This window comes from Sphingobacterium sp. SYP-B4668, from assembly GCF_027627455.1.
GTDB lineage: Bacteria > Bacteroidota > Bacteroidia > Sphingobacteriales > Sphingobacteriaceae > Sphingobacterium.
Window position 1 is genome coordinate 3,138,191 of the sequence record NZ_CP115483.1, and the last position, 20,174, is coordinate 3,158,364.

At 39.5% G+C, this 20,174-nt stretch carries 15 protein-coding genes; 2 read left to right on the forward strand and 13 right to left on the reverse strand.

The features are described 5' to 3' along the window. Positions 1-148: 148 nt before the first annotated feature. The 4 genes from OQ289_RS13095 to OQ289_RS13110 form a co-directional block, all read right to left on the reverse strand. Positions 149-922 (reverse strand): carbohydrate-binding family 9-like protein, encoded by a 774-nt coding sequence (locus OQ289_RS13095; RefSeq protein WP_270087304.1) that lies wholly within the window; start codon positions 920-922, stop codon positions 149-151. Next, positions 903-2,321 carry a family 10 glycosylhydrolase gene (locus OQ289_RS13100; RefSeq protein ID WP_270087305.1) on the reverse strand — a complete coding sequence of 473 codons (1,419 nt, stop codon included), beginning with the start codon at positions 2,319-2,321 and terminating at the stop codon, positions 903-905. The genes OQ289_RS13095 and OQ289_RS13100 overlap by 20 nt, the downstream gene beginning before the upstream one ends. A gap of 11 nt (positions 2,322-2,332) precedes the next feature. Beyond that, positions 2,333-3,553 (reverse strand): DUF5009 domain-containing protein, encoded by a 1,221-nt coding sequence (locus OQ289_RS13105; protein WP_270087306.1) that lies wholly within the window; start codon positions 3,551-3,553, stop codon positions 2,333-2,335. A gap of 173 nt (positions 3,554-3,726) precedes the next feature. Then, positions 3,727-4,377 (reverse strand): DUF1349 domain-containing protein, encoded by a 651-nt coding sequence (locus OQ289_RS13110; protein ID WP_270087307.1) that lies wholly within the window; start codon positions 4,375-4,377, stop codon positions 3,727-3,729. 96 nt (positions 4,378-4,473) lie between these two features. Here OQ289_RS13110 and OQ289_RS13115 point away from each other — a divergent pair, with 96 nt between their 5' ends. Beyond that, positions 4,474-5,247, forward strand: a complete 774-nt coding sequence (locus tag OQ289_RS13115; RefSeq protein ID WP_270087308.1) for a response regulator transcription factor — start codon at positions 4,474-4,476, stop codon at positions 5,245-5,247. 15 nt (positions 5,248-5,262) lie between these two features. On the opposite strand, the gene OQ289_RS13120 is transcribed toward OQ289_RS13115, so the two are convergent. From OQ289_RS13120 to OQ289_RS13140, 5 genes are all read right to left on the reverse strand, one after another. Further along, positions 5,263-5,814: a hypothetical protein gene (locus OQ289_RS13120; RefSeq protein ID WP_270087309.1), complete on the reverse strand. Its 552-nt coding sequence runs from the start codon at positions 5,812-5,814 to the stop codon at positions 5,263-5,265. A 146-nt stretch (positions 5,815-5,960) separates the two neighbouring features. Continuing rightward, complete coding sequence (locus tag OQ289_RS13125) at positions 5,961-6,542, reverse strand: hypothetical protein (protein WP_270087310.1); 582 nt, start codon at positions 6,540-6,542, stop codon at positions 5,961-5,963. Further along, positions 6,526-9,006: an SEL1-like repeat protein gene (locus OQ289_RS13130; RefSeq protein ID WP_270087311.1), complete on the reverse strand. Its 2,481-nt coding sequence runs from the start codon at positions 9,004-9,006 to the stop codon at positions 6,526-6,528. The genes OQ289_RS13125 and OQ289_RS13130 overlap by 17 nt, the downstream gene beginning before the upstream one ends. Positions 9,007-9,221: 215 nt before the next feature. Then, positions 9,222-9,743 (reverse strand): hypothetical protein, encoded by a 522-nt coding sequence (locus OQ289_RS13135; protein WP_270087312.1) that lies wholly within the window; start codon positions 9,741-9,743, stop codon positions 9,222-9,224. 211 nt (positions 9,744-9,954) lie between these two features. Further along, positions 9,955-10,353 (reverse strand): NUDIX hydrolase, encoded by a 399-nt coding sequence (locus tag OQ289_RS13140; protein WP_270087313.1) that lies wholly within the window; start codon positions 10,351-10,353, stop codon positions 9,955-9,957. Positions 10,354-10,481: 128 nt separating this feature from the next. Between OQ289_RS13140 and OQ289_RS13145 the strand changes: the two genes are divergently transcribed. Further along, entirely contained in the window at positions 10,482-10,865 is a 384-nt protein-coding gene (locus OQ289_RS13145; RefSeq protein ID WP_270087314.1) for a (deoxy)nucleoside triphosphate pyrophosphohydrolase, read from the forward strand. Between the two features lie 150 nt (positions 10,866-11,015). Here the strand turns inward: OQ289_RS13145 and OQ289_RS13150 are convergent, their stop codons facing one another. From OQ289_RS13150 to OQ289_RS13165, 4 genes are all read right to left on the reverse strand, one after another. Continuing rightward, a complete protein-coding gene (locus tag OQ289_RS13150) occupies positions 11,016-13,340 on the reverse strand; it encodes a mechanosensitive ion channel family protein (RefSeq protein WP_270087315.1) in 2,325 nt (774 codons plus the stop codon). Positions 13,341-13,664: 324 nt separating this feature from the next. Continuing rightward, the gene (locus OQ289_RS13155; RefSeq protein WP_270087316.1) at positions 13,665-14,951 is read right to left on the reverse strand and encodes an acetylxylan esterase; all 1,287 of its coding nucleotides are present in this window, start codon (positions 14,949-14,951) and stop codon (positions 13,665-13,667) included. A 223-nt stretch (positions 14,952-15,174) separates the two neighbouring features. Then, on the reverse strand, positions 15,175-16,890 hold the full coding sequence (locus tag OQ289_RS13160) for a RagB/SusD family nutrient uptake outer membrane protein (RefSeq protein WP_270087317.1): 1,716 nt from the start codon (positions 16,888-16,890) through the stop codon (positions 15,175-15,177). A 10-nt stretch (positions 16,891-16,900) separates the two neighbouring features. Then, positions 16,901-20,053 carry a SusC/RagA family TonB-linked outer membrane protein gene (locus OQ289_RS13165; RefSeq protein ID WP_270087318.1) on the reverse strand — a complete coding sequence of 1,051 codons (3,153 nt, stop codon included), beginning with the start codon at positions 20,051-20,053 and terminating at the stop codon, positions 16,901-16,903. Positions 20,054-20,174: the final 121 nt, after the last annotated feature.

Sequence of the window (20,174 nt, forward strand, 5' to 3'; positions counted from 1 at the left end):
TGTTTTGTTATTTTTCAACCAGCTGGGCACCATGCGTCACAACTAGCGAGTTTAGGAGAAATAGACTTATGGTATTTAACAATTGTGTATACGAATTGCATCCTAATCAAATGATGTCAAAAAGGAAGGCCAGATGTGTTTCGACATTTCAATCGTATCCAAATTGCAAGTATCCAAAGAAGGAAGGTGCGTGAAATTGGGGCTCCTGTAAAGCTATAGGACTCCAAGAGATGAAATGTGGAACCGCTAATTTATCTCCGCATTTATAAAAATTGGCCTTGACAACTTTACCATCTAATCGTTCAATTGTATGTTTAAAGAATGTCGAATAGGGTATGACCGCGGCAAGCTCCCAGTTCACCGGTCCTTTCCTTTCTTCGAAGGGCTGCGTCCCCAGAGAGGACCAGCGCTTTACGTTTGCCAATACATTTGGTCCTGCAAATGTTCTATTTCCTGGTGTTCCACTCTCAATTAAGAGCTTTCCAATACAATTGAACTCCAAATTGTAGTATAGATCATTTGACGAATCTGGTTGGATAAAAAATTCAACACAGGAATCCTCCCATACAGGGCCATTGTCTAAACTTGTCTTTGCTCGAACACTCTGTTCGACTACCTTAAAATGTAGTAGTATACCAAAGTCGCTATAAGCAATCCTAAATTTCACATCGGGTCGATAGGGATAGTCGGGCCAATTAACATTGGATATTTGATGGTATTCTAAATGGGTTTCATCAAAAACTCTAGGAATCATTGATGGGTCTGCTAAGTGCAAATCCAGTTTGTCTACGATCAGCTTTTTTGGTAGTTGTTGGGCCTCGGCATGGAGTCCCAACAAACAAATCAGATTAACCCAAAAGGACAATTTCTGTTTTTTTCTTAGTAATGTCATCCCTTCCTTTCTATGATCTTTTCGTGCCATCGTTATTTACAAGCACAGGATCGACATTCCACCCTGACAATATACCACCGTAGAAATAAAAAGTCACCCAAAACTGTTTGTTACTTACTTGTTCGGTAACAATATAACGATGGGTTACATCATAAGTCTCTACTGCCGTAAATTCTGAAAGAGCAATTTTCGGCAAGTTATCGTTCACTTGAGAGTTGGCAATAAGTTGTTGGATTCGGGTTTGAATCAAACGCATGACTCCTTCTTTCTTGAAGGGATCGATTTCGAGCTTCTTATTTCCAAGAACAGGCATCATCCCATTATTCGCGGCTCGTTTTGCTCGCGCACTGTCCGTGTAGGCTCTAAATTGTTGCTTGATTTTTGGATCTCGTAAGGTCTTGACGGTAAAAATCGATATTCCCTGTGCGCCATTGTCCAATGCAGCATCCATAGCAGCAAACATCTCCGGCCCATCTATGGCCATCAATCCACAATATAAGGTTGTTCTTTCATTTTTGTCTTTGACGTTCTCCATGGTACAATCTTCGATGAAGCTCTTATCTTCGGTATAGAAACTACTATACACCATTGGAAATACAATATCCAGATTCCATTTTCCCCAATCCTGACGGACCATCCTGGAGGCCATCTTCGGGGTAGGAAATGGTGAAGCTGCCATCTTTTTTCCATGTTTGTGCACAACTTCTGCAATCATATTTGCAACCTCTGTTATCTGATCGCATCTAAATTGCCTCCATTTCAAATCCGTTGATGGGTCCTTTTGCGCTCTAGGATCATAACCATGCTGTTCCTTGAACATCCGTATTGCTTCTGGATGGTATCCATAATCCCAAGCAGCATATTCCCGATCTTGGACAATATCATATTTAGGCCATAAGGTGGTTGGCAAGACCACATCTACATATCTGTGATAGTCAATAGCAATCCCTTGGAGTCCTTCTACCTTACAATAGGAGGCTATCTTTTCTTTGATATACTCACGCACTTCAGGTAATACCGGAGACAAAAATTTATAATACCCCACATAAGCTGTAGTATCTGCTAGACTTTTTCCATTTCTATTCACGCTGAACCATTCGGGGTGCTCTTTTAATATTTTCTCACGATCATGCTCTAAGTTCATCGTCCACAACCAAGCGTATACTGCTATTCCATATTTCTGAGCAATAGGAATTGCTACTCGATAATCATCAGGAGTGGGTGCATTCAACATTACGCCGTCAATCCCTAACTCTTGCATTTCACGACAAATGGAATCAAAATTATTACCGGGTTTATAATCCAACCAGGTCCAAAACATCGGATATTCTTGAGAAGGGGATTCCTTTTTTAGATTGCATGACGTAAATAAAAAAGCGAAAACCAATAACACGACAAAGCACTTTGTTGATAGGGTTCGAATGATCATGATGTGTTTGTTTAGATTTTAAGTTTAATATTATATTTCTCGAGCAGGCCAGCTGTAAAAATAACGAACCAAGAAAAAATCAAACAGTTGAGCAGACCAATTGCTCCGTGAGCTAAACTTTGGGGCAATGTCAGACTGCCTAGTGAGGCGATAGCGTAGAAAACATAGGGGATTAAATAGGTGGTTAACGTGGCAGTACCAGCTGGTTTAATATAACTAAACCATCCCGTCCATTTCCTAGCGACTAGTAGGTCCATGAGGACGTAAAGCAATATAGCAATAGCTACAACATAAAAAAACCAGGGAGGGGTGGCACCAATCTTAGATATAATCCAATAGTTATGCGCCACAAATCCAATTATAGCAGAAAGTAGTGCCGTTACAGACAATATGATCCATACCCGAGGTTTTGGCTTATCAACGAAACGAGCTAAGGATACGGATAACATCACCCCTGCCATAGTAAAAGCCGGTAATACTCCATTTCCAATGTGGAAAAGTGAAATAAATCCATCTATAAAATTGCCTTGAGGCAAATTGAATATGCTCAAACCGCCAAGCTCTTGACGCATTGGCGTCCTAAAAAATGCGACAGCCAACAAAAAAAACAAGGCCGCCCAAAGATACCGCACCTGGCTTCTACCTAATACATATATGATAGAACAACACGCATACGCAAACCCAATCATTCCCAAAATACCCCATTTAGCACCAAATATAGCACCATCAGAACTACGAAATGTAATCGCTAAATAACATAGAATAGAAACTCCTATCCCCTTGATTAGGAGAATAGCATATTTATTTTTGAAATTGACTTTTGTATAGTCATTCCAGACAGCCAAGAACCCGAGAACCATCAAAATCCAATACACTCCAATGGGATACGGCACAGATACAGCCAAGCGGGACTCAGAGTTGCCGATAAACGCCCCCATCATCAATAGCGCAAAGGTACGTCCAAATATATGTGTCAATGTCGATTCTATACTTAGTCCTTTCGCAATTCGACGCTCTATAGCATAAGGAATAGATAATCCAACAGCAAAAAGAAAACAAGGAAACACCACATCGGCAAGTCCCATAAAATCTTCTCCATACGCAGCATGTTCTAAGACATGAGGCACATCACTAATCTTCCAGAAATCATTCACAAAAATCATAACAAACATGGTAAAAGCCCGTAACATGTCAATGGCTAGATTCCGTTGTTTATAAAATGTATTGTCCATGGCGATCATAATTCAGTAGCTGTATAATCAAAAACATCAAATGTTCTGCGATACGTATATATTCTTCAGGTTTATAATAAAAGAATACCGGAAAGTGCAAATTGACATTGCGGCTTTCCGGTACAATATAATAAAAATTTAAAAAGTAATCTTATAAATCAAAATCCACTTGATCAATCTGTATTTTCTTTTAACCACTTTAATCTCCTTTGGTCAGGAAGGTGTCGTACTGAGAAATGTTCAAATTTTGCCTCAAAACCATTTCCATCTGGACAGGCCGCCATCATTCCAACCATCACAGGCGTATTATCTTGTAAGTATGCATTGCGCATCATGATATAGTTGATATCGTCAAAGGAATAAAACACTTCAACAGCGTCCAAACGTCTAACGGCTTTTATCCATACAAAAGGGATGGGCTTTTCTAAGCTAATAATACTCCAATCACTAGTTTGATGGGTGACTACCGTACTCAAATTGAACTTTCCATCCACAAACTCGATTCCAGCTTTGATGTAATTTTCCTTATCAATGCGTAGCATGAGGCCCATTTGATCAAAGCGGGCCTTATAACCGCCCGTTATTTTGACTTTAACCTCAAACTCACCACCATATGTGGTGTAGTAAAACGGTGCATCATCAACGGTGAACCCATAATGTGAAATACGCCAATAGTCACTTTGGGGTGTTACAAACATGCTGAGGACATTATCTTTTACTTCCCATTTTGTTGGTTGATTAAACCACTGTAACTTCTCCAGATTTTGAGCCTTCGCAATTTGGAGGCAGGTCATTACGAGGAGACCTAATATTAATTTTTTCATTTTATTGTATTGAAAATAACCATGTGATTTTTACATTAACAAAGGTATATTAGCACCTATTAACAATCAATACTGATAAATAACCATTTTTATGGTATGAAAAATATCGCAAACATTCTAAATAATAAACTTCTAAAGCAGATTTTCGATAACCCTTCTGACTCGACAACACAGCTTTCACAATGTCAATATATTGCCCAGCTGTATGCGCATGTGGAGAATGCGATTGCAGTGCTCAGTGATTTGAAAAGCAATAAGAGCTATATATACAACGGCGGAATAGCGGCGACCTTGGGAATATCAGAAGATGTAAGCACTACAAAAATTGATTCAATATGGGAAGAAGAAATTCTAAATCGAATCCATCCAGACGACTTAATACACAAGCATATGCTGGAACTGCAGTATTTTCATTTTCTAAAAACCATACCTATTGCTGACCGCTATCACTACCATGTGGTCAGCAATTTGCGCATGCGCAATCAATCCAATCAATATGTGACTGTACTTCACCGTATGCTTTATATACGTAATTTACCAAATGGCAGTATATGGCTTGCCTTGTGCTTATATAATTTTTCGCTCTCAGCCGCGCAGACAACGCTCTATGAAGGATATATTGTCAACACGATCACTGGACAGGTAATCAAGTCTGAAAAACAAGAGAATGGTAATCTCTTATCGAAAAGAGAGATGGAAATCCTGCAGCTTATTAAAAATGGGAAAAAAAGTAGGGAAATCGCCAATATTTTATCGATTAGCTTGAACACAGTCAATCGACATCGGCAAAACATTCTTGAAAAACTACGAGTTGGCAATTCAATAGAGGCTTGTCGTATTGCAACTACGCTTCATTGGCTACCGTCTTAGCATATTTTCCAAGACTTAGATCAGGGTAAAATCTTCTATTTTTTTGGCCGCATACCTTAAAGTATGTGCTGTGTCTCCAGGCTTACGACTCGCTATCAACGCTTGGCCTAAATCTAGTCTGTAAGTCTTCAAACAGGATTTGATACTTGATATAGCCTTATCTTCATCTACGACATTGCAAAATATATTGAGTTTCTTATTTCCAATATCATGTCCGTCCACCTCCCCCAGTCCATACCATCCTAAATGCTGATTTAGATATTCCGAAGCTTTTTCTTTCAGCCAAAGGTCACGCTTACTGCCCATCGCACTCTTCAACGGATATTGTACAACGACAGAAACCAATTTCTCAACAGGAAAATGCGCATAATCTTCGGCCAAGGCCCTATTTTCAAAATCGTGAAATAAACTTTCCAATTCAGAGAAATGATTGAGCTTAACAGATTCAATCTTACCTTGATATCCAACTTTTCCATGATGTACGAAACAGCAAGATTTGGATTCATCAAACCAAATTTCCCTGTATATCAATTGGTTACAAAGGTTTTGCTTATAAAGCTTTATCATATCCACAATATTTTCTTAAAAGATAGCCGAAATAACAAATAAAATATCGTAAAATAGAACTAGACGGTCATTGTTTCGAAATCCCTATAGGTAGTGTGTGTAAAATTTAATTCAAGAAAACAAATGGTGATTATCGTTTTATATTATCAGTGACCCTTCCACATAATCTGCGCGTGAAACAGAATGGTCTTATCCACCAAATTATAGTCGTTATCATAAATCGGATTATAGAAAACCACGTATAATGGTCTATTTATATTTTGCAAAGCAACCTGTTCTTTGCTCTCGAGAACATCAAGCTTTGCTACACTTCTTTTGGCAATCCATTGGGATGCTGTTCCTTTCGCATCCTTATCGAAGCGATGATCACCTGGATTACTATAATACCAATAGCTAGGGGCATCGTTACTAATACACATAATCTGTTCAGGATTGAATAGCGCATCGGCCATTCCAGTATTTTCGAACCAAGTGACCTCTAGATCCGCTTTTTGTATTGCAGATAGATACACATCTTCATCGAAAGTCGCTCCAATCAAAAAACCTTCTAGCTGATTAGCCGTTATCAAAAATGTAAAGGGAGACTTTTGAAGTTGGTATCTATTTTCTTCAGCAGCTACCTTTTTCTGCCCTTGTAGAATCGATACGGTCAACTGCTGTCCATGTACCAATAAATTACTTCCAACAAGTACTAGGGCTATTGTCATCTCTTTAATCGATCTCTTCATTTCTTTTTTCTTCATTTAGTTCCATATCGTGCTCCTTGGCAAATGTCGACCATTGCTCATATTTTGTTTGATCGGCATAAGTTGGATGAGTTTTGTAGTAAAAAAGCAACCGTTCTAAGGCATAAAAATATCGAGCATAGGCCATCGATTTCTCATAAAAGTCAATTGCCTTTTTAGCATTATGCTTTACCCCATATCCATGATCATAAAGAATACCGTAGTAAATATGTGCATAGGTCTCCTCATAGTCCTTCCTTAAGTAACGTTGTAGCGTTGTGTAATCTTCCTTCTTGTAATAAATCTCGGACATATTCTCTAAACTGGAATAACCTTTTTTTTCAGATTTTTTGTAATATTCGAGAGCCCTATCATAATCCTGGTCAACGTGATTGCCATAAAAATATAAATCGCCAAGATTGCAAAGTGCTAAACCACTGCCTAAGGTTGCGGCTTTTTCATACGCGATTATGGCGCGCGCTGTATCTTGGGAGTAGCCTATTCCATTTTGATATAAATACCCAATATCATTCCATGCGTTTGGATAGTCCTGTAAGGCTGCCTCCTCATAGTGCTGCACGCCTAAAGGTATGTCCTCAAACTCTGGATCCGTCGTATAAATACTCCCCAATTCAAAGGCCATGCGTGCATTACCACGTTGAGCGCCGATAGTATAATGTTGGATGGCGGACCTCACATCCCCCGCTTTGGCATGTGCCCTACCTTTTTGATATAATGTGTCGTCATCAAAATATGTCTCAAATCCGTTTCCCATCCGTTGGGTCCATTGCTTATAGTAATCTAGGAAGTAACGTTGATCTTCCTTTCTTAGATTATGTGCATTTTCATGCAATGCCCCCATCTGTCCATCCTTGACTTCACAAAGCTGCCTATTGTTATCCAACACCCACATTTTATCGTTGGAAAATAGGCATAGTAACTGTGAGCTATAATCCATTGGCTGGCATATAAAATCATATTTGTCGCTTAAGACCTTCATTTTTTGATCAAAATATTGCATACCGTCTACAAGGGTGATACGCAGTAACTCAAGGTGACAGTGCTCTATTTTCCTATGTTGCTGAGATATTGGAACCAACCATCGGTCTTGTAAAGCATGATATACGCCGTAGGCTCCCCCTTCGACAATAACGAACACATCGGGCATATAATTACATAAGGCGTCTATATTCACTTTTTCTATCTCATGACCAGCCAATCTGTCTTGCTCCTGTTGAACATCATATAGATACCACCGCTTCTGCTTTATATAGGCAATACTATTATAATCAGGTAACACAACAATACGATCGATTTCTTCTGCTAAGGTGGTGCCGTTAGGACTTAATATACTTATTTTCTGTTGGTATTTGTTAGGTGATACCCAATAATATCCTGCCGAAATCGGATGCAAGACATCTTCTAGGTATGCGCCTAGATAAACACCGTCCAGATTGTAATATCGCCTTTTGCTAGTTCCTCCATCTCTAGTTAGGATTAAATCGGGATATTCGAATTCAAATGGAAATTCAGAATCTTCTCCAATTACCTGCTCATTTTTAACATTCAATAGGCAATAATTTCCACTTCTTTTCACATTAAAAAGACCTCCGTATAACTTGGCTTGCTCGTCATGTTGAGCAGGAATACTCCATTTGCCACTATCGATATGGAGCACTCCCCATTGACTGTCTTGCAACGCTTCACCATATAATTGTCCATCAATCCTAAAAGCATCACAAGCGTCGTGATACTGACAAGGAACAACCTCCACCCCATTGTCATTGAGATAGCCATAGCGTCCATCTTTTTGTACGACCGCTATTCCGTCTGCCGTAAACTCATAAATATTTTCATATGTAGGTGGGACTAGCACATTGCCTTTGCTATCTTTTACTCCCCATAAATCGTCTTGTTCAAATATTTCAGCGCTGCTTTCTTTGTATGCGTCTTCATTCCAATATCCCAATCCGTAGTCAATCCAATCCTTTTGTAAGATTTCCAAAAATGATGCATATCCAGATTTCAAGACAATGTCGTTCAACAGATTAATATCTCTAGAAGACATAGCTAGATTATAAAACTTAGTTTTCTCCACAATTTCCTCTACCCAGTCTTTCGCCTGATCCCGGTGCCTTTCATCATTCATATTGAACACGTCCGTAGCATCCATCATTAGGGTATTAAAGGGAAGATTTTCCAAAAATCCGAACATCTTACTAATGGCCGCCTCATACTTCTCTTGATGATGAAGCTGATAGGTATCTCCAAGGAGATTATAGAACGTTCTTAATCTGCTTATGCCTTCTTCCTTGTCAAAATATAGTAGGGTGCCCCTATTCCTTGGATTACCTGAGAACAAAGGAATTAACAATTCTGGTATCGCATAATTCCATTCGCCAAGGTAATGGGGAAAATTGTCTTTACTCTTATAATCTATATTGTAAGTATAAATTCGATGTGCCATGGGTATCGTTTTGTACGTGTAAAATAAAGCAAAAATAACAGTATGGACTATCCCTGCTATCCGCTATTTTTCACGAATGGCTCGCTCTTGTCCCAGGGAATATACATGTAGATATGAGCCCATCTATAGCGAAGGATTGCGCATCTCCAATTAAAGATTAATCACACAAGGTTATTGTAAGGGATACCTCACCTTTCGACTCCACGCCCGCATTATCATCGATTTCCCTCCCATAGCCGCATTGCCTTTTCTTCTACTGTAAGCCATGTCCCATTTTTCTGCTTTCCAAATAGGCTTCGAAAATCATAAGAATCAAAATTAAGCTGCAGTAATGGGTGGTAATATTGATCCATATACTGCGAAAAACGTTGTGCAAAGGTCTGATCCGTCCAATCCTGATCATACAATTCGAAATGGCCTATGCGGTGTAAGATTTCACTTAGCTCGTCAAAGGAAATATCATCTACTTTAACTGCGTCTGGCAGTGCTATGCGAAAGACAAATACCTCTATACCCTCCTCTTCCCACCATTCGATAATGTTGTAGGGTGTCATATCCTTGCCTGTAAGCTCTTGAAGATGGCTTACAACATTTTGATAACCTATGGAATGAGGATCTCCATAATTATCTACCAGGTGGTTATAATCTTGGATTAACTGCAAAATTTTAGGATAACGTTCTTCCGCAATCTCCAAATTAGGAGTTAATATAAGTCGCAAAATATTGTTCGAGTTCATAGGTATTATGTTATGAGGGATAAAAACGAACGTCCTGTGCTCTTACAATTTACAGAAATGAATATATCAATTCGTCGTAAATTAAATAAAAAAAAGCAATTTTTTCAAATCCCTGCTTCCCATTATATGTAGAAAGTTGGTCACTGTAATAGACGATCTAATGTGCTATCGCGTTTCTTTCAAAAGTCAACTGAAATTGCTTTATAATTGGTTATAGAATGAGGGTCTTAGCTTGCAAAAAATTAAAAATCACTCTATCAACAGGTGAAATTATATTAAAATGCGTGGAGTCCAGGTAACCAATTTCTGCAATCTCCGAAGCGGCTATCAATTCACCTGTATATTCCGCTAGATAGCAGCTCATCTTAACATTGACGTTCTCATCATGGTTTGCGGCTTGTGCTTCAAAAGCTCCTATGTATTGCAAAGAGGAAATTGTTAAGTCCACTGTTAACTCCTCCTTTATTTCACGAGTCAGTGCTTCTACATCGTTTTCCAACAGTTCCCGTTTGCCTCCCGGAAGAAACCAAATTTCGGAATCCTTTGAGCGTGTGCTCAACACTTTACCATCCTTTATGAATATCCACGCAAGCTTATCGATAGTTTTCATCTATTTGTTTTTGGGCATACTAAATATAAACAATAATACGACAATATCCGAGTGTGTCATCAAAACAATATCACATGTAGCCAAGGAGCGAAATCGATTCTAAATGCAAAAGCATTATCTTTACAGATATGCTACAAGTCACTTGCGCAATTATCGAACATGAAGGCAAAATATTAATCTGTCAACGTTCATCAAAGATGACACTTCCCTTGAAATGGGAGTTCCCTGGCGGAAAAATAGAACCAGGAGAAAGTAAAAAAGTATGTCTTAGGCGAGAAATTGAGGAAGAATTAGGGATACAAATCTACATCCAAGAGGAACTGAGCCCAGTGGAGCACCACTATCCTAATTTTTCATTGACCCTCTATCCATTTCGATGTGAGTTATGCAAAGGACAGCCTGTGGCTATGGAACACGCGCAAGCCATATGGATTCAAAAATCAGAGCTTGACAACTTTGATTGGGCTGAAGCTGACTTGCCCATTATAAAAGAATATCAGCAGCACCGTTAACATAGTGATAATCGATACTGCTCTCTTATGTACTAAAGTCAAATATACCCCACTCACTCATACTCAAAATCGGACCGTAGATATCTTCCTATCTAAAAAAATAACGTGCACGTGAATTTCTAATAAGGGCATATACTACACAGTACAGGCCTACGGATTGGGGGGCTGATTGTTATTAATGATTGTTTTTGGTGACGATATGCTATAGAAATTCAACTGCTCTGCTTCAAATTTTTGGTACAATGCTTTCAATACATCGTTTCTAAAGGGACCGGCATTGGCTGCAGCATTTATCCAACAGCCTAAATTAAGATACACCATGTCTTCGCTGACATCTTGAACACTTACATTAGTCCCTAAATGCTTCAGACAGTATATACTACTTTCCATTGCTTGAGTAGTCCATTGTATGGCTTGGGCCAGATCCACCTTCCGATCGACTTGTATCGTAAAGCTAGTCCTACTATATTCTTGTGACAGTGTCCAGTTAACAAGCCTCCCAGAAAGCAAATCACCGTTAGGAATAATGACATCTGCTCCATCGCCGGTTTGTAATACGCTGGCTCTAATTCCTATTTCCTTCACGCGGCCCTTCTTATCCGCTAATTCTATCTGATCTCCGACACGAAACGGCTTGTCGAAAACCAGAATAATACCAGATACGAAATTATTGATTATATTCTGCATGCCAAGTCCTATACCAACACTTAAAGCGCCGATTACAACGGTAAGTTTATCCAAACTCATGCCCAAAGCTGAAACCGCAAAAAAGAAACCAATGAGGATAATTCCCAATCTAAACAGGGGAAAAAGTGTCATTTTTTGATTGTAGTCCTTATTTAATTTCCCATCTTGCCCTCCTAAAATGAGTAAGCTAATGTTCTTTTGAAGCCAATTGGTTAAAAACAAAAGCAATATAGCGATAAGCATGTTACCGACAGTGAAGGATATACTCCCTATTTTGCGAACTTTATTAAAGAAATCATCGCTTTTATCCAATAGACGTTCGATAAACTGAAGATTATTGGCAAAAACAATTATTGCCAAAAGAACGCAAACCAATCGAAGGATATCTCCGAGGACCTTAAGGGTTCGCTCTTCATTAAACCGACTCCAAAAACCACCCGATTCACGATCTTTTTTAAATTGATTTCGAACGTCGTGCGTAATCATTGTTGAAAAAAACTGCAAAGTAAATGATTGAACGAAACCAACTGCACAGGCAATGCTAAAACTTCTGGCCAAATTAACATATCCCAATGTGTTAGAGATAATGGCCAATACGCTCAGACAAGTGAATATTACATAAATAAATGAACTTATATATCCTGGAGCCTCTGGCGATTTTATCTGCCTTTTGGTGTATGTCACTAAAAATAAAGCTACCAGATTGAATAGAATACAAATACCACGCAAAAATAAACCATCGTTGACAATCAAATTGGCTACTACTATTAAAATATAGAACAAGAATAGCGCGGCCAGTATTTTGCGCTGTCCTTTGGGAATTCGATCTAATAGCAAGAGGCTAAAAATAACCATGATCATCAATTGGGAAGCTTGAATGAGAAATGTGGGAGTCACAAATTGCACAAGTGGCAGCAACGTTAGTAATAGGATAATCCCTTTTCCCAAAAGACGACATACTCGCCAAACATTATGAATTTTAAACGTTTGAGCAGTAGAAGTCTGTTTTCTGTTTCGGAATTCAAGAGTAAAAATCCAATACAAATATCCTACAGTCAGCACAATCAACAAAATACGAGATCCCCAATCCGTCTGATTGACATAACGATTTAAGGATTTAGTACTGGCATAGTTTTGCTTGATGCTGTTGACGATGTCATTCCGAGTCACAGTTTGAGTATGAGCCCTCCAAAGCGAACTCTTTGTCTTGATGGCTCCTGTCTCATCCCCTTGATCTGATGTGACGATAGCATCACTTAGACTCAAAAGCACTCGAGGAGATTCGGACAACATCGTCTTTACTTTCTTTTCGATTTCTAATAGCGAGTCTAATTTGGTGGTGAGTTCCTTTTCAGCATGTATTAGATAGCTATTGATTTGGATAGAAGTAGCAGCATACGGGTATTTAATTTTTAAGTTCAGAAACTTGTCTCTGGTATTGCTTACCCCATCCTTATAATTGTTAATCGTATGTTCAAGGGATTTAAGTCGAACAATTTCATCTGTCGCCTCACGTCGCCATTGCTGCAACGTATCCGAGGGCACACTGGCTGAAGAATTTGTATATTTTTTATGGTTTTCCGCTATCCTAGAAATGACATCACCAATATCTTTGGCTTTGATATTGGTGATGTAGCTTATGTTCAAATCTTTTAGTCCAGTCCGTAATGAATCCAAGCTTCTTGATATCGAATCGCTTACGTTCAGGCCACTGGCAATGGAGTCTTGTGCTACGCTTGTTCCGATACTACATATTAGAAAAGCAAAAAAGGAAAACAACTTCTTCATTATCAAATTATTCATGCAAACAAAAATAATCTTTTAAATAGATGGAATTCACTACTGCTTTCAAAATAAAACATTTTAATCTTCTCGACTCCCATCAGCCCTACGAACAATCTTTGGAAAAAAGGCTTCTACCAGTATCCGCTAGGTCTTCTTGCGCAGCCATTACAGTATGAATGTCTTTATAAGCCTCCAAGTGTTGTTCCTTTACACTGCGCTATGACCATTTGGGACAATATAGATACGTTTATAGTGGTGTAACAACAAGAGAGCTCCGTAAAAAAATTTAGGAGCTCCTCTGTTGAATAAAAAAGATTGAGGTTAGACTTATCTGGTTTGTTGTAGAAATCTACTTATCCACTCCATTGATTTGGTCCGTTGTTCGGGATAAGTATAATGGCCTGTATCCTCTGCAATAAAATATTCTTTGGGACCAGAAATGGTATTTAACGCAGCATATACTGTCGTGGGCGGACAGACTAAATCATTATATCCAAATCCATAGTAACCCGGGACCTGAATGTGACGTGCAAAATTAACAACATCATAGTATAACGAAGTTTTGATTTTTTCTGGTGTATTATTGATTTCCTTGTTGAACATATGCGGCCATCCTCCCGCCCGTCCATGCAAATATCCTGTCATATCGCACAATGCTGGATAAAATGAGACCAATCCCTTTACTCTCTTGTCCAACGATGCCGTCACAATAGACAATGCTCCGCCCTGGCTTCCACCATATGCAATAAGATTGGTACCATCGAACTCTGGCAGTGTAAAGATAAAATCGATTGCTCTCACACACCCCAAGTAGACACGTTTGTAATAGTACTGATCTCTATTTTCTAAGTTGATTGTATTGTAATTCTTCAGGGCTCCTTCAGCAAGATTCCAATAAACCTCGTTAGGAAGGTTGACAGGTATTCCATGGATACCAATTTCTAGTACAATATAGCCCTTGCTGGCATTCTCGACATCTCCGTTATATGCTCTTACTCCGGCACCCGGCACTTTCAGAATTGCTGGATATTTGCCTTCCCCCTTTGGTACCGTGAGCATACCATATACTCTAGAACCACTTTCAAAATTCTGCACGTTAACATGATAAACATTTACCTTTTCCGTACACTTCTCAGGTAGTAGTGTCATCTTAACATCTAATGGTATCGCCGACATCTTCGATTTTTCCTGATTCCAGAATTGTTCAAAATCATCCGGAAGCTGGGCAACGGGTGCTATCTTTTCAGGTTCGAACCCAACGGTAGCAAGACCCTTATATTCATTGCCTTCATACGTTGCGTTTACTTGACAACGTAGAAATCCCGCCTTTTTAAGCGTTCCGCCCTTAACTGTAATGACACCATTTTTTGCCGACAGGACTTCGGAACGGGACGGCTTCATCATATCCTCAGAGATATCATATCTGATTTCCACGTCTTTCACAGGCACGTTATTTTTGAGCACTGTAATATTAAAGGTTGCTTCGTCCCCTAATTTGTACAGATAATCCGCATTCTGAGGGGCAACTAATACTTCCACTAGCTGCTTAGCGGGCTGTCCAAGCAACTGATGCGAGAAACAAAGGAGAAAAAATAGAAAAAATAGGTTTTTCATAATTATGATGGGTTTTTATTATCCGTTGATATCCTAAATATTTGATTAGGCTTGAGCTAGGTATTGTCCATAGGCATATTGAAATATTGCCCTATCGTATAGTCTATTAAAGGATGTACGAATACAATAATTCAGGTTGAATCTCCAACCCTTACAGTTGGAGATTACGGATATAAAGATATATTATTTTCCTGAATTGAGAAGTTAAGCTGAGCTGTCTTCGTTAATATCCTGGATTTTGCGTCAAATTAGGACTGATCTCTACTTCTGAACTTGGAATAGGCCACAGATATTGTCGATCATCCCATATTCGCTGTGACAATACCGCAATTTGCCCAGCACGTTCCATAGCCGAAAAATCAGGTATACCGTCCTCATCGATAAGAGGCGTTGTTGGCCAAAACCATAAACCTTTAGATGTCACATTAGCAATCAAATCAGATGCGGGATATAAAATACCATAATTCTTCGTATTGAGAGCTTTCCCTGCTATCCTCCAACGAATCAAATCCATATATCGTAGAGATTCGTTTGCAAGTTCCATACGTCTCTCTGTACGAATCAACTGTCTCAATTTGACTTGTCCCAGATTGGCAAGAGCTGGATAACGTCCTGTTTCAGAAACTTGTACACCATAGCCCCGTGCCCGGACCATATTCATAGCATTCACTACCGAAGCGTCTATCTCATTCAATTCAATTTTCGCTTCTGCATACATCAAGAGCACATCCGCATAACGCATCACGACATAGTCCCTTTCAACCTGTTTACCATTCTCGATCCATCTCTCGTCAATTCCTTTTTTCCAGTTCAATGCATTAAATGATGCATATTGATTTATTGCCCGATTATCATTATTATCTTGCAATTTCCCTGTCTTATGGTTCATTACTTTTCGGACTTCAGGATGAGGATTATAGTCGAAATTCACATGTACAGTACCGAATTCTACGATAGTTTTAGCGCATCGAGGATCTCTATTTTTAAATGGATTTTTGGAATCGAATAATGGGGATTCATCAATAGGTAGTCCATCGGTACACAAATAGGAAGCGAATAAATCCCAAGATGGATTTGCCGATCCGTATCCTCCCGGATTACGAGTTAATTCGTTGTTGACTATCCATTGATCCAAAATTACGGAATTCGCTATTGAACGTGGAAGAGTAAAAATATTCTCTTTAGTATTACTTTTTGTACTAGCCAAAAATAGAGATGAAAAATCTGGATGTAGCTCATAGACATTCAGATCCATACAGTTTTTTGCAGATATTGCCGCAACTTTCCAATCACCGATATACAACGCAAACCGCGCCTTCATCGCGTATGCAGCACCTTTTGTAAAGTGTTGCGCCGCCTTACCATAGGACACGGGAAGAGATTCAATAGCCTTGTCAAAATCAGCATATATCCGAGGAATCAGCTCGCTCTTAGACTCCCTACCTTTTTGAAACGCTTCTTCAATGGTGATATATTGGTCAATGTAAGGTACATCTCCATAGTAGGTAATCAATTCGGCATACTTACACGCTCTTGCAAAATATGCTTCCGCTTTATACTGGTTGATTTTAGTCGCAGATACTCCAGCTGCCTCTGCTTGATGGATTTTCTCCAAAAGGGTATTAGCCCTAGCAATCAATTTATAATTTTGCTCCCATAGTCTATAGACTTCCCAGCGATCACCATTCAAAGTACCGTAGAGGATGTCCATACGGTGGGTATTGCGATATGTAAAGTTGTCGGTCCATTGCTCTGAAGATTCAAGTGGATCCCGCCAATATCCTAACAGATAAAACTCATTGACAGCCATGTCTAACTCTTCTTCTGTCGTATACCAAGACTCGCTATTTCCCTGCGTCAGAGGTTTCAAATCCATATCCTTACACGACGTAAAAGTTATAATCAGACCTGCAATAAGTATTTTTAATTTATAATTCATGATGACGTTTTTAAAAGTTTACAGATAGACCAAAAATCAAAGAGGTCGTAATCGGGTATGCACTGACACCCATCTCCGGGTCCCAACCTTGAGGGAACTTACTTAAACTGAATAGGTCAGATGCACTGGCATACACCCGCAGTTTATGAATACTTGCTTTCTGTGTCAATGTTTTTGGCAAGGTATACCCCAATGTGACATTCTTCAAACGGAAATAGCTACCATTGAATAACCAAAAATTTGACATTGCCATATTACTTTCCACATTGGCGCGAGTCAATCTTGGATATTTCGCATTAGCATTCTCTTCTTCTGTATTAAAAGAACTCCAGTAATTTCCGTCCAAAATCGCTGGGCTATTGCCATAGTTTCCTCTCAATGGTTCAATCATCTCACGTTCTAGGCGAACATTCTGCTTGCCAATGCCATTAAATGCCGCTGAAAGGTCAAAAGCACGATAACCTAAAAACAAGGTCCCTCCATATTGAAATCTAGGGAGTGAGTTTCCTAACGGTACTCGGTCATATTCCGGGGAGATGATTCCATCCGGCACACCGTCAGGACCTGATATATCTTGATATTTGACATCTCCTATCTTCACTTGATTGTTCAACTTTGCAGAGTTGTCCAAATCTTCTTGTGAACGATATATGCCATCACTGACATAACCATACCACTCGTTGAATCCCACACCAGTAACTTTAATCTTATTGTCAGCTATGATTTTACTGTTTTTTAAATCATCTATTGTCGATTTAAAATCCGACAGATTGGCGGAGATACCGTATGTCCAATCGCCTTTCTTGTCGTTCCAGCCCAATTCAAGGTCAAATCCTTTGGTTGACATTTTCCCGGCATTAGTACTTGGATTCCCATATCCCATAATTGCTGGTATTTTAGTATCCAAAAGCATATCTTTCGTTGTTTTCCAGTAATAATCTGCTGTCATACGAAGCCTATTATTCAAGAAAGCGACATCCAATCCGATGTCTGTGGAAGTCGTCGTCTCCCAAGTGATATTGCTCACCGCGAAAGTTCTTTGTGATGCTGTCGTGGATGAGATAAGCTCACCGTCTTGGTAAAACAAGGAATTTCCAAAATTCATCAGTGCCATATAAGGAAAGTAATTGCTTCCGATACGTTCATTGCCGATGGACCCCCATGATGCGCGGACTTTCAAAAAAGAAAGCCAATCAATATTTGCATTCTTTAAAAAATTCTCTTCAGAAGCTACCCAACCTGCTGAGAAGGATGGAAAAGTTCCCCATCTCCATAATTTTGAAAATCTCGAAGAACCATCGCGTCTTATATTAGCTTGAAAGAGATACTTACTATTATAGCTATAAATCAATCGCCCGAAGAAAGAATTATAAGTGTATTCACTACCGTCACCATTGTTGTCCCTGAAATCTTCAGGTCCAGTATTCAGATAGGGATATTGGGTAAGGATATATTGATCGCGAGAGGCTGTCAGGCCTTCATTTTTCTCATAGTAATTTTCGAATCCTCCCATCACTGTGAAACTATGCTGCTGAATGGTCTTCATATAATTTGCGATAAATTGAGAAGTTACATTATAGTCATCGTTACGCGTTTCGGTCAGCTTATTGGTACTATATGGTGTGGCTGCATCCTCCAACCAGCCACCGAATGCCGAAGGGTCATTTGCAAGTGTGTAAAAGGCTTTCTTTTGAAATTTTTTGAATTTGTTGAAATTGATTATTGGTGCCACAATCCCTGATACAGTCAATCCATCGATAGGTTTGAAGTCCAGAGAAGCCTTTCCTCCAACTTGTGTATACCACTTATCTTCGTCTCCCCCCATCTGTAACAGACCGTAAGGATTACCGCCAGATTTACCTTCCGCAATCCGCCCATCATCCCATGTCGCGGCATAAATAGCTGGGGTCATCCGCATCGCATTGAAGGGACTATATATAGGCGCGTGGTGTTTAGATCGCTTTACGTTAAAATCCAACGTCGCGCCCAATTTCTTGCCTATCGTCATATCATTATTCACCCGCAAAGTGTAGCGTTGGAAGTACCTATCCGAATATAATCCATCTACATTGTCATATGCCAAGGAGGCCTTCGTCCGAACAGCTTGATTACCGCCCGATATGTGTATGGCATGTGTTTGACGGGGAGCCGAGCCTTTTAAGATAATATCTCTCCAATCGGTCACCGGATAAGTATTAGGGTCAGTAACATTATAATTTAACCAGTTTTTGACTTGATCTTCACTATAGGTTTGAAAAAAACCTCCAGCGGGATTATCGTTGTATCGCAACTCATTGGCCATTTCTAAATAACGTGTCACCCCTACTACTTCAGGTTGCGTCGTTGGGATATCTAGTCCATATTCCCCGTTATAAGTCAAGGTGAGGTCCCCTTGCTTTGCGCGCTTGGTGGTCACCAATATCACGCCAGCAGCAGCTCGCGATCCATATATGGACGCCGATGCGGCATCTTTCAATACAGATATATTTTCGACATCATTGGGATTTACCTGATCTATATCTCCTGGGACTCCATCTACAATCACCAATGGATTAGAATTTCCAATTGTTGTCACACCACGGATATGTAAGCTAGATGCAGCAGCACCCGGAGCGCTGTTGTTACGCCTGACCATCAGGCCCGCCACTGCGCCCTGTAGAGCAGAAGATAATTGCGTAGTCTTCCGGCTTGCAACATCTTCGCCACTCACCGACCCGACCGCACCTGTCAAATCTTTCTTTTTGACTGTCCCATACCCGATTACAACCACTTCATCAAGACCAAATGTATCCTCTTCCATCACCACATTCAGTCCACTCTGTGTATTCACTGTAATTTCCTGAGTTACATACCCTATATATGAAAACACGAGGACCGCGCCCTTATCTACATTGATTTTGTAGTTCCCTTGATCATCACTCACCACCGCCACATTACTCCCCTTTTGAGAGACAGATACACCGCTGAGCGGCTGATTGGTGGCATCCACAATCTTCCCACTTATTTCCTGCAATGTCGCCGATTTTGGAAATAAAAGAGACACGGCTTTTGAACTCATTGTCGCTCGAGTGCTAATCATCTCTGTCTTAGCCCATGTATGTTTACAGAAGATTGTGATGATCAGAAATATAGAAATCTGCTTTAAAAACATTTCTTTTCTCATGTTAATATATTATATTTATATAGATTTTATTTTCAGAATAAACAAAAGCATCCTACTTCTGACCCCAATCAGAATTGACAATGTTACATCTGAAAAATTAAATTGTGTTAGTAATACGGAG

Coding starts and splice junctions, on each gene's coding strand:
- OQ289_RS13165 (WP_270087318.1), bottom strand. CDS start 20,053: ATGAGAAAAGAAATGTTTTTAAAGCAGATTTCTATATTTCTGATCATC.
- OQ289_RS13130 (WP_270087311.1), bottom strand. CDS start 9,006: ATGGCACATCGAATTTATACTTACAATATAGATTATAAGAGTAAAGAC.
- OQ289_RS13145 (WP_270087314.1), top strand. CDS start 10,482: ATGCTACAAGTCACTTGCGCAATTATCGAACATGAAGGCAAAATATTA.
- OQ289_RS13155 (WP_270087316.1), bottom strand. CDS start 14,951: ATGAAAAACCTATTTTTTCTATTTTTTCTCCTTTGTTTCTCGCATCAG.
- OQ289_RS13160 (WP_270087317.1), bottom strand. CDS start 16,890: ATGAATTATAAATTAAAAATACTTATTGCAGGTCTGATTATAACTTTT.
- OQ289_RS13150 (WP_270087315.1), bottom strand. CDS start 13,340: ATGAAGAAGTTGTTTTCCTTTTTTGCTTTTCTAATATGTAGTATCGGA.
- OQ289_RS13105 (WP_270087306.1), bottom strand. CDS start 3,553: ATGGACAATACATTTTATAAACAACGGAATCTAGCCATTGACATGTTA.
- OQ289_RS13100 (WP_270087305.1), bottom strand. CDS start 2,321: ATGATCATTCGAACCCTATCAACAAAGTGCTTTGTCGTGTTATTGGTT.
- OQ289_RS13140 (WP_270087313.1), bottom strand. CDS start 10,353: ATGAAAACTATCGATAAGCTTGCGTGGATATTCATAAAGGATGGTAAA.
- OQ289_RS13120 (WP_270087309.1), bottom strand. CDS start 5,814: ATGATAAAGCTTTATAAGCAAAACCTTTGTAACCAATTGATATACAGG.
- OQ289_RS13125 (WP_270087310.1), bottom strand. CDS start 6,542: ATGAAGAGATCGATTAAAGAGATGACAATAGCCCTAGTACTTGTTGGA.
- OQ289_RS13115 (WP_270087308.1), top strand. CDS start 4,474: ATGAAAAATATCGCAAACATTCTAAATAATAAACTTCTAAAGCAGATT.
- OQ289_RS13095 (WP_270087304.1), bottom strand. CDS start 922: ATGGCACGAAAAGATCATAGAAAGGAAGGGATGACATTACTAAGAAAA.
- OQ289_RS13135 (WP_270087312.1), bottom strand. CDS start 9,743: ATGAACTCGAACAATATTTTGCGACTTATATTAACTCCTAATTTGGAG.
- OQ289_RS13110 (WP_270087307.1), bottom strand. CDS start 4,377: ATGAAAAAATTAATATTAGGTCTCCTCGTAATGACCTGCCTCCAAATT.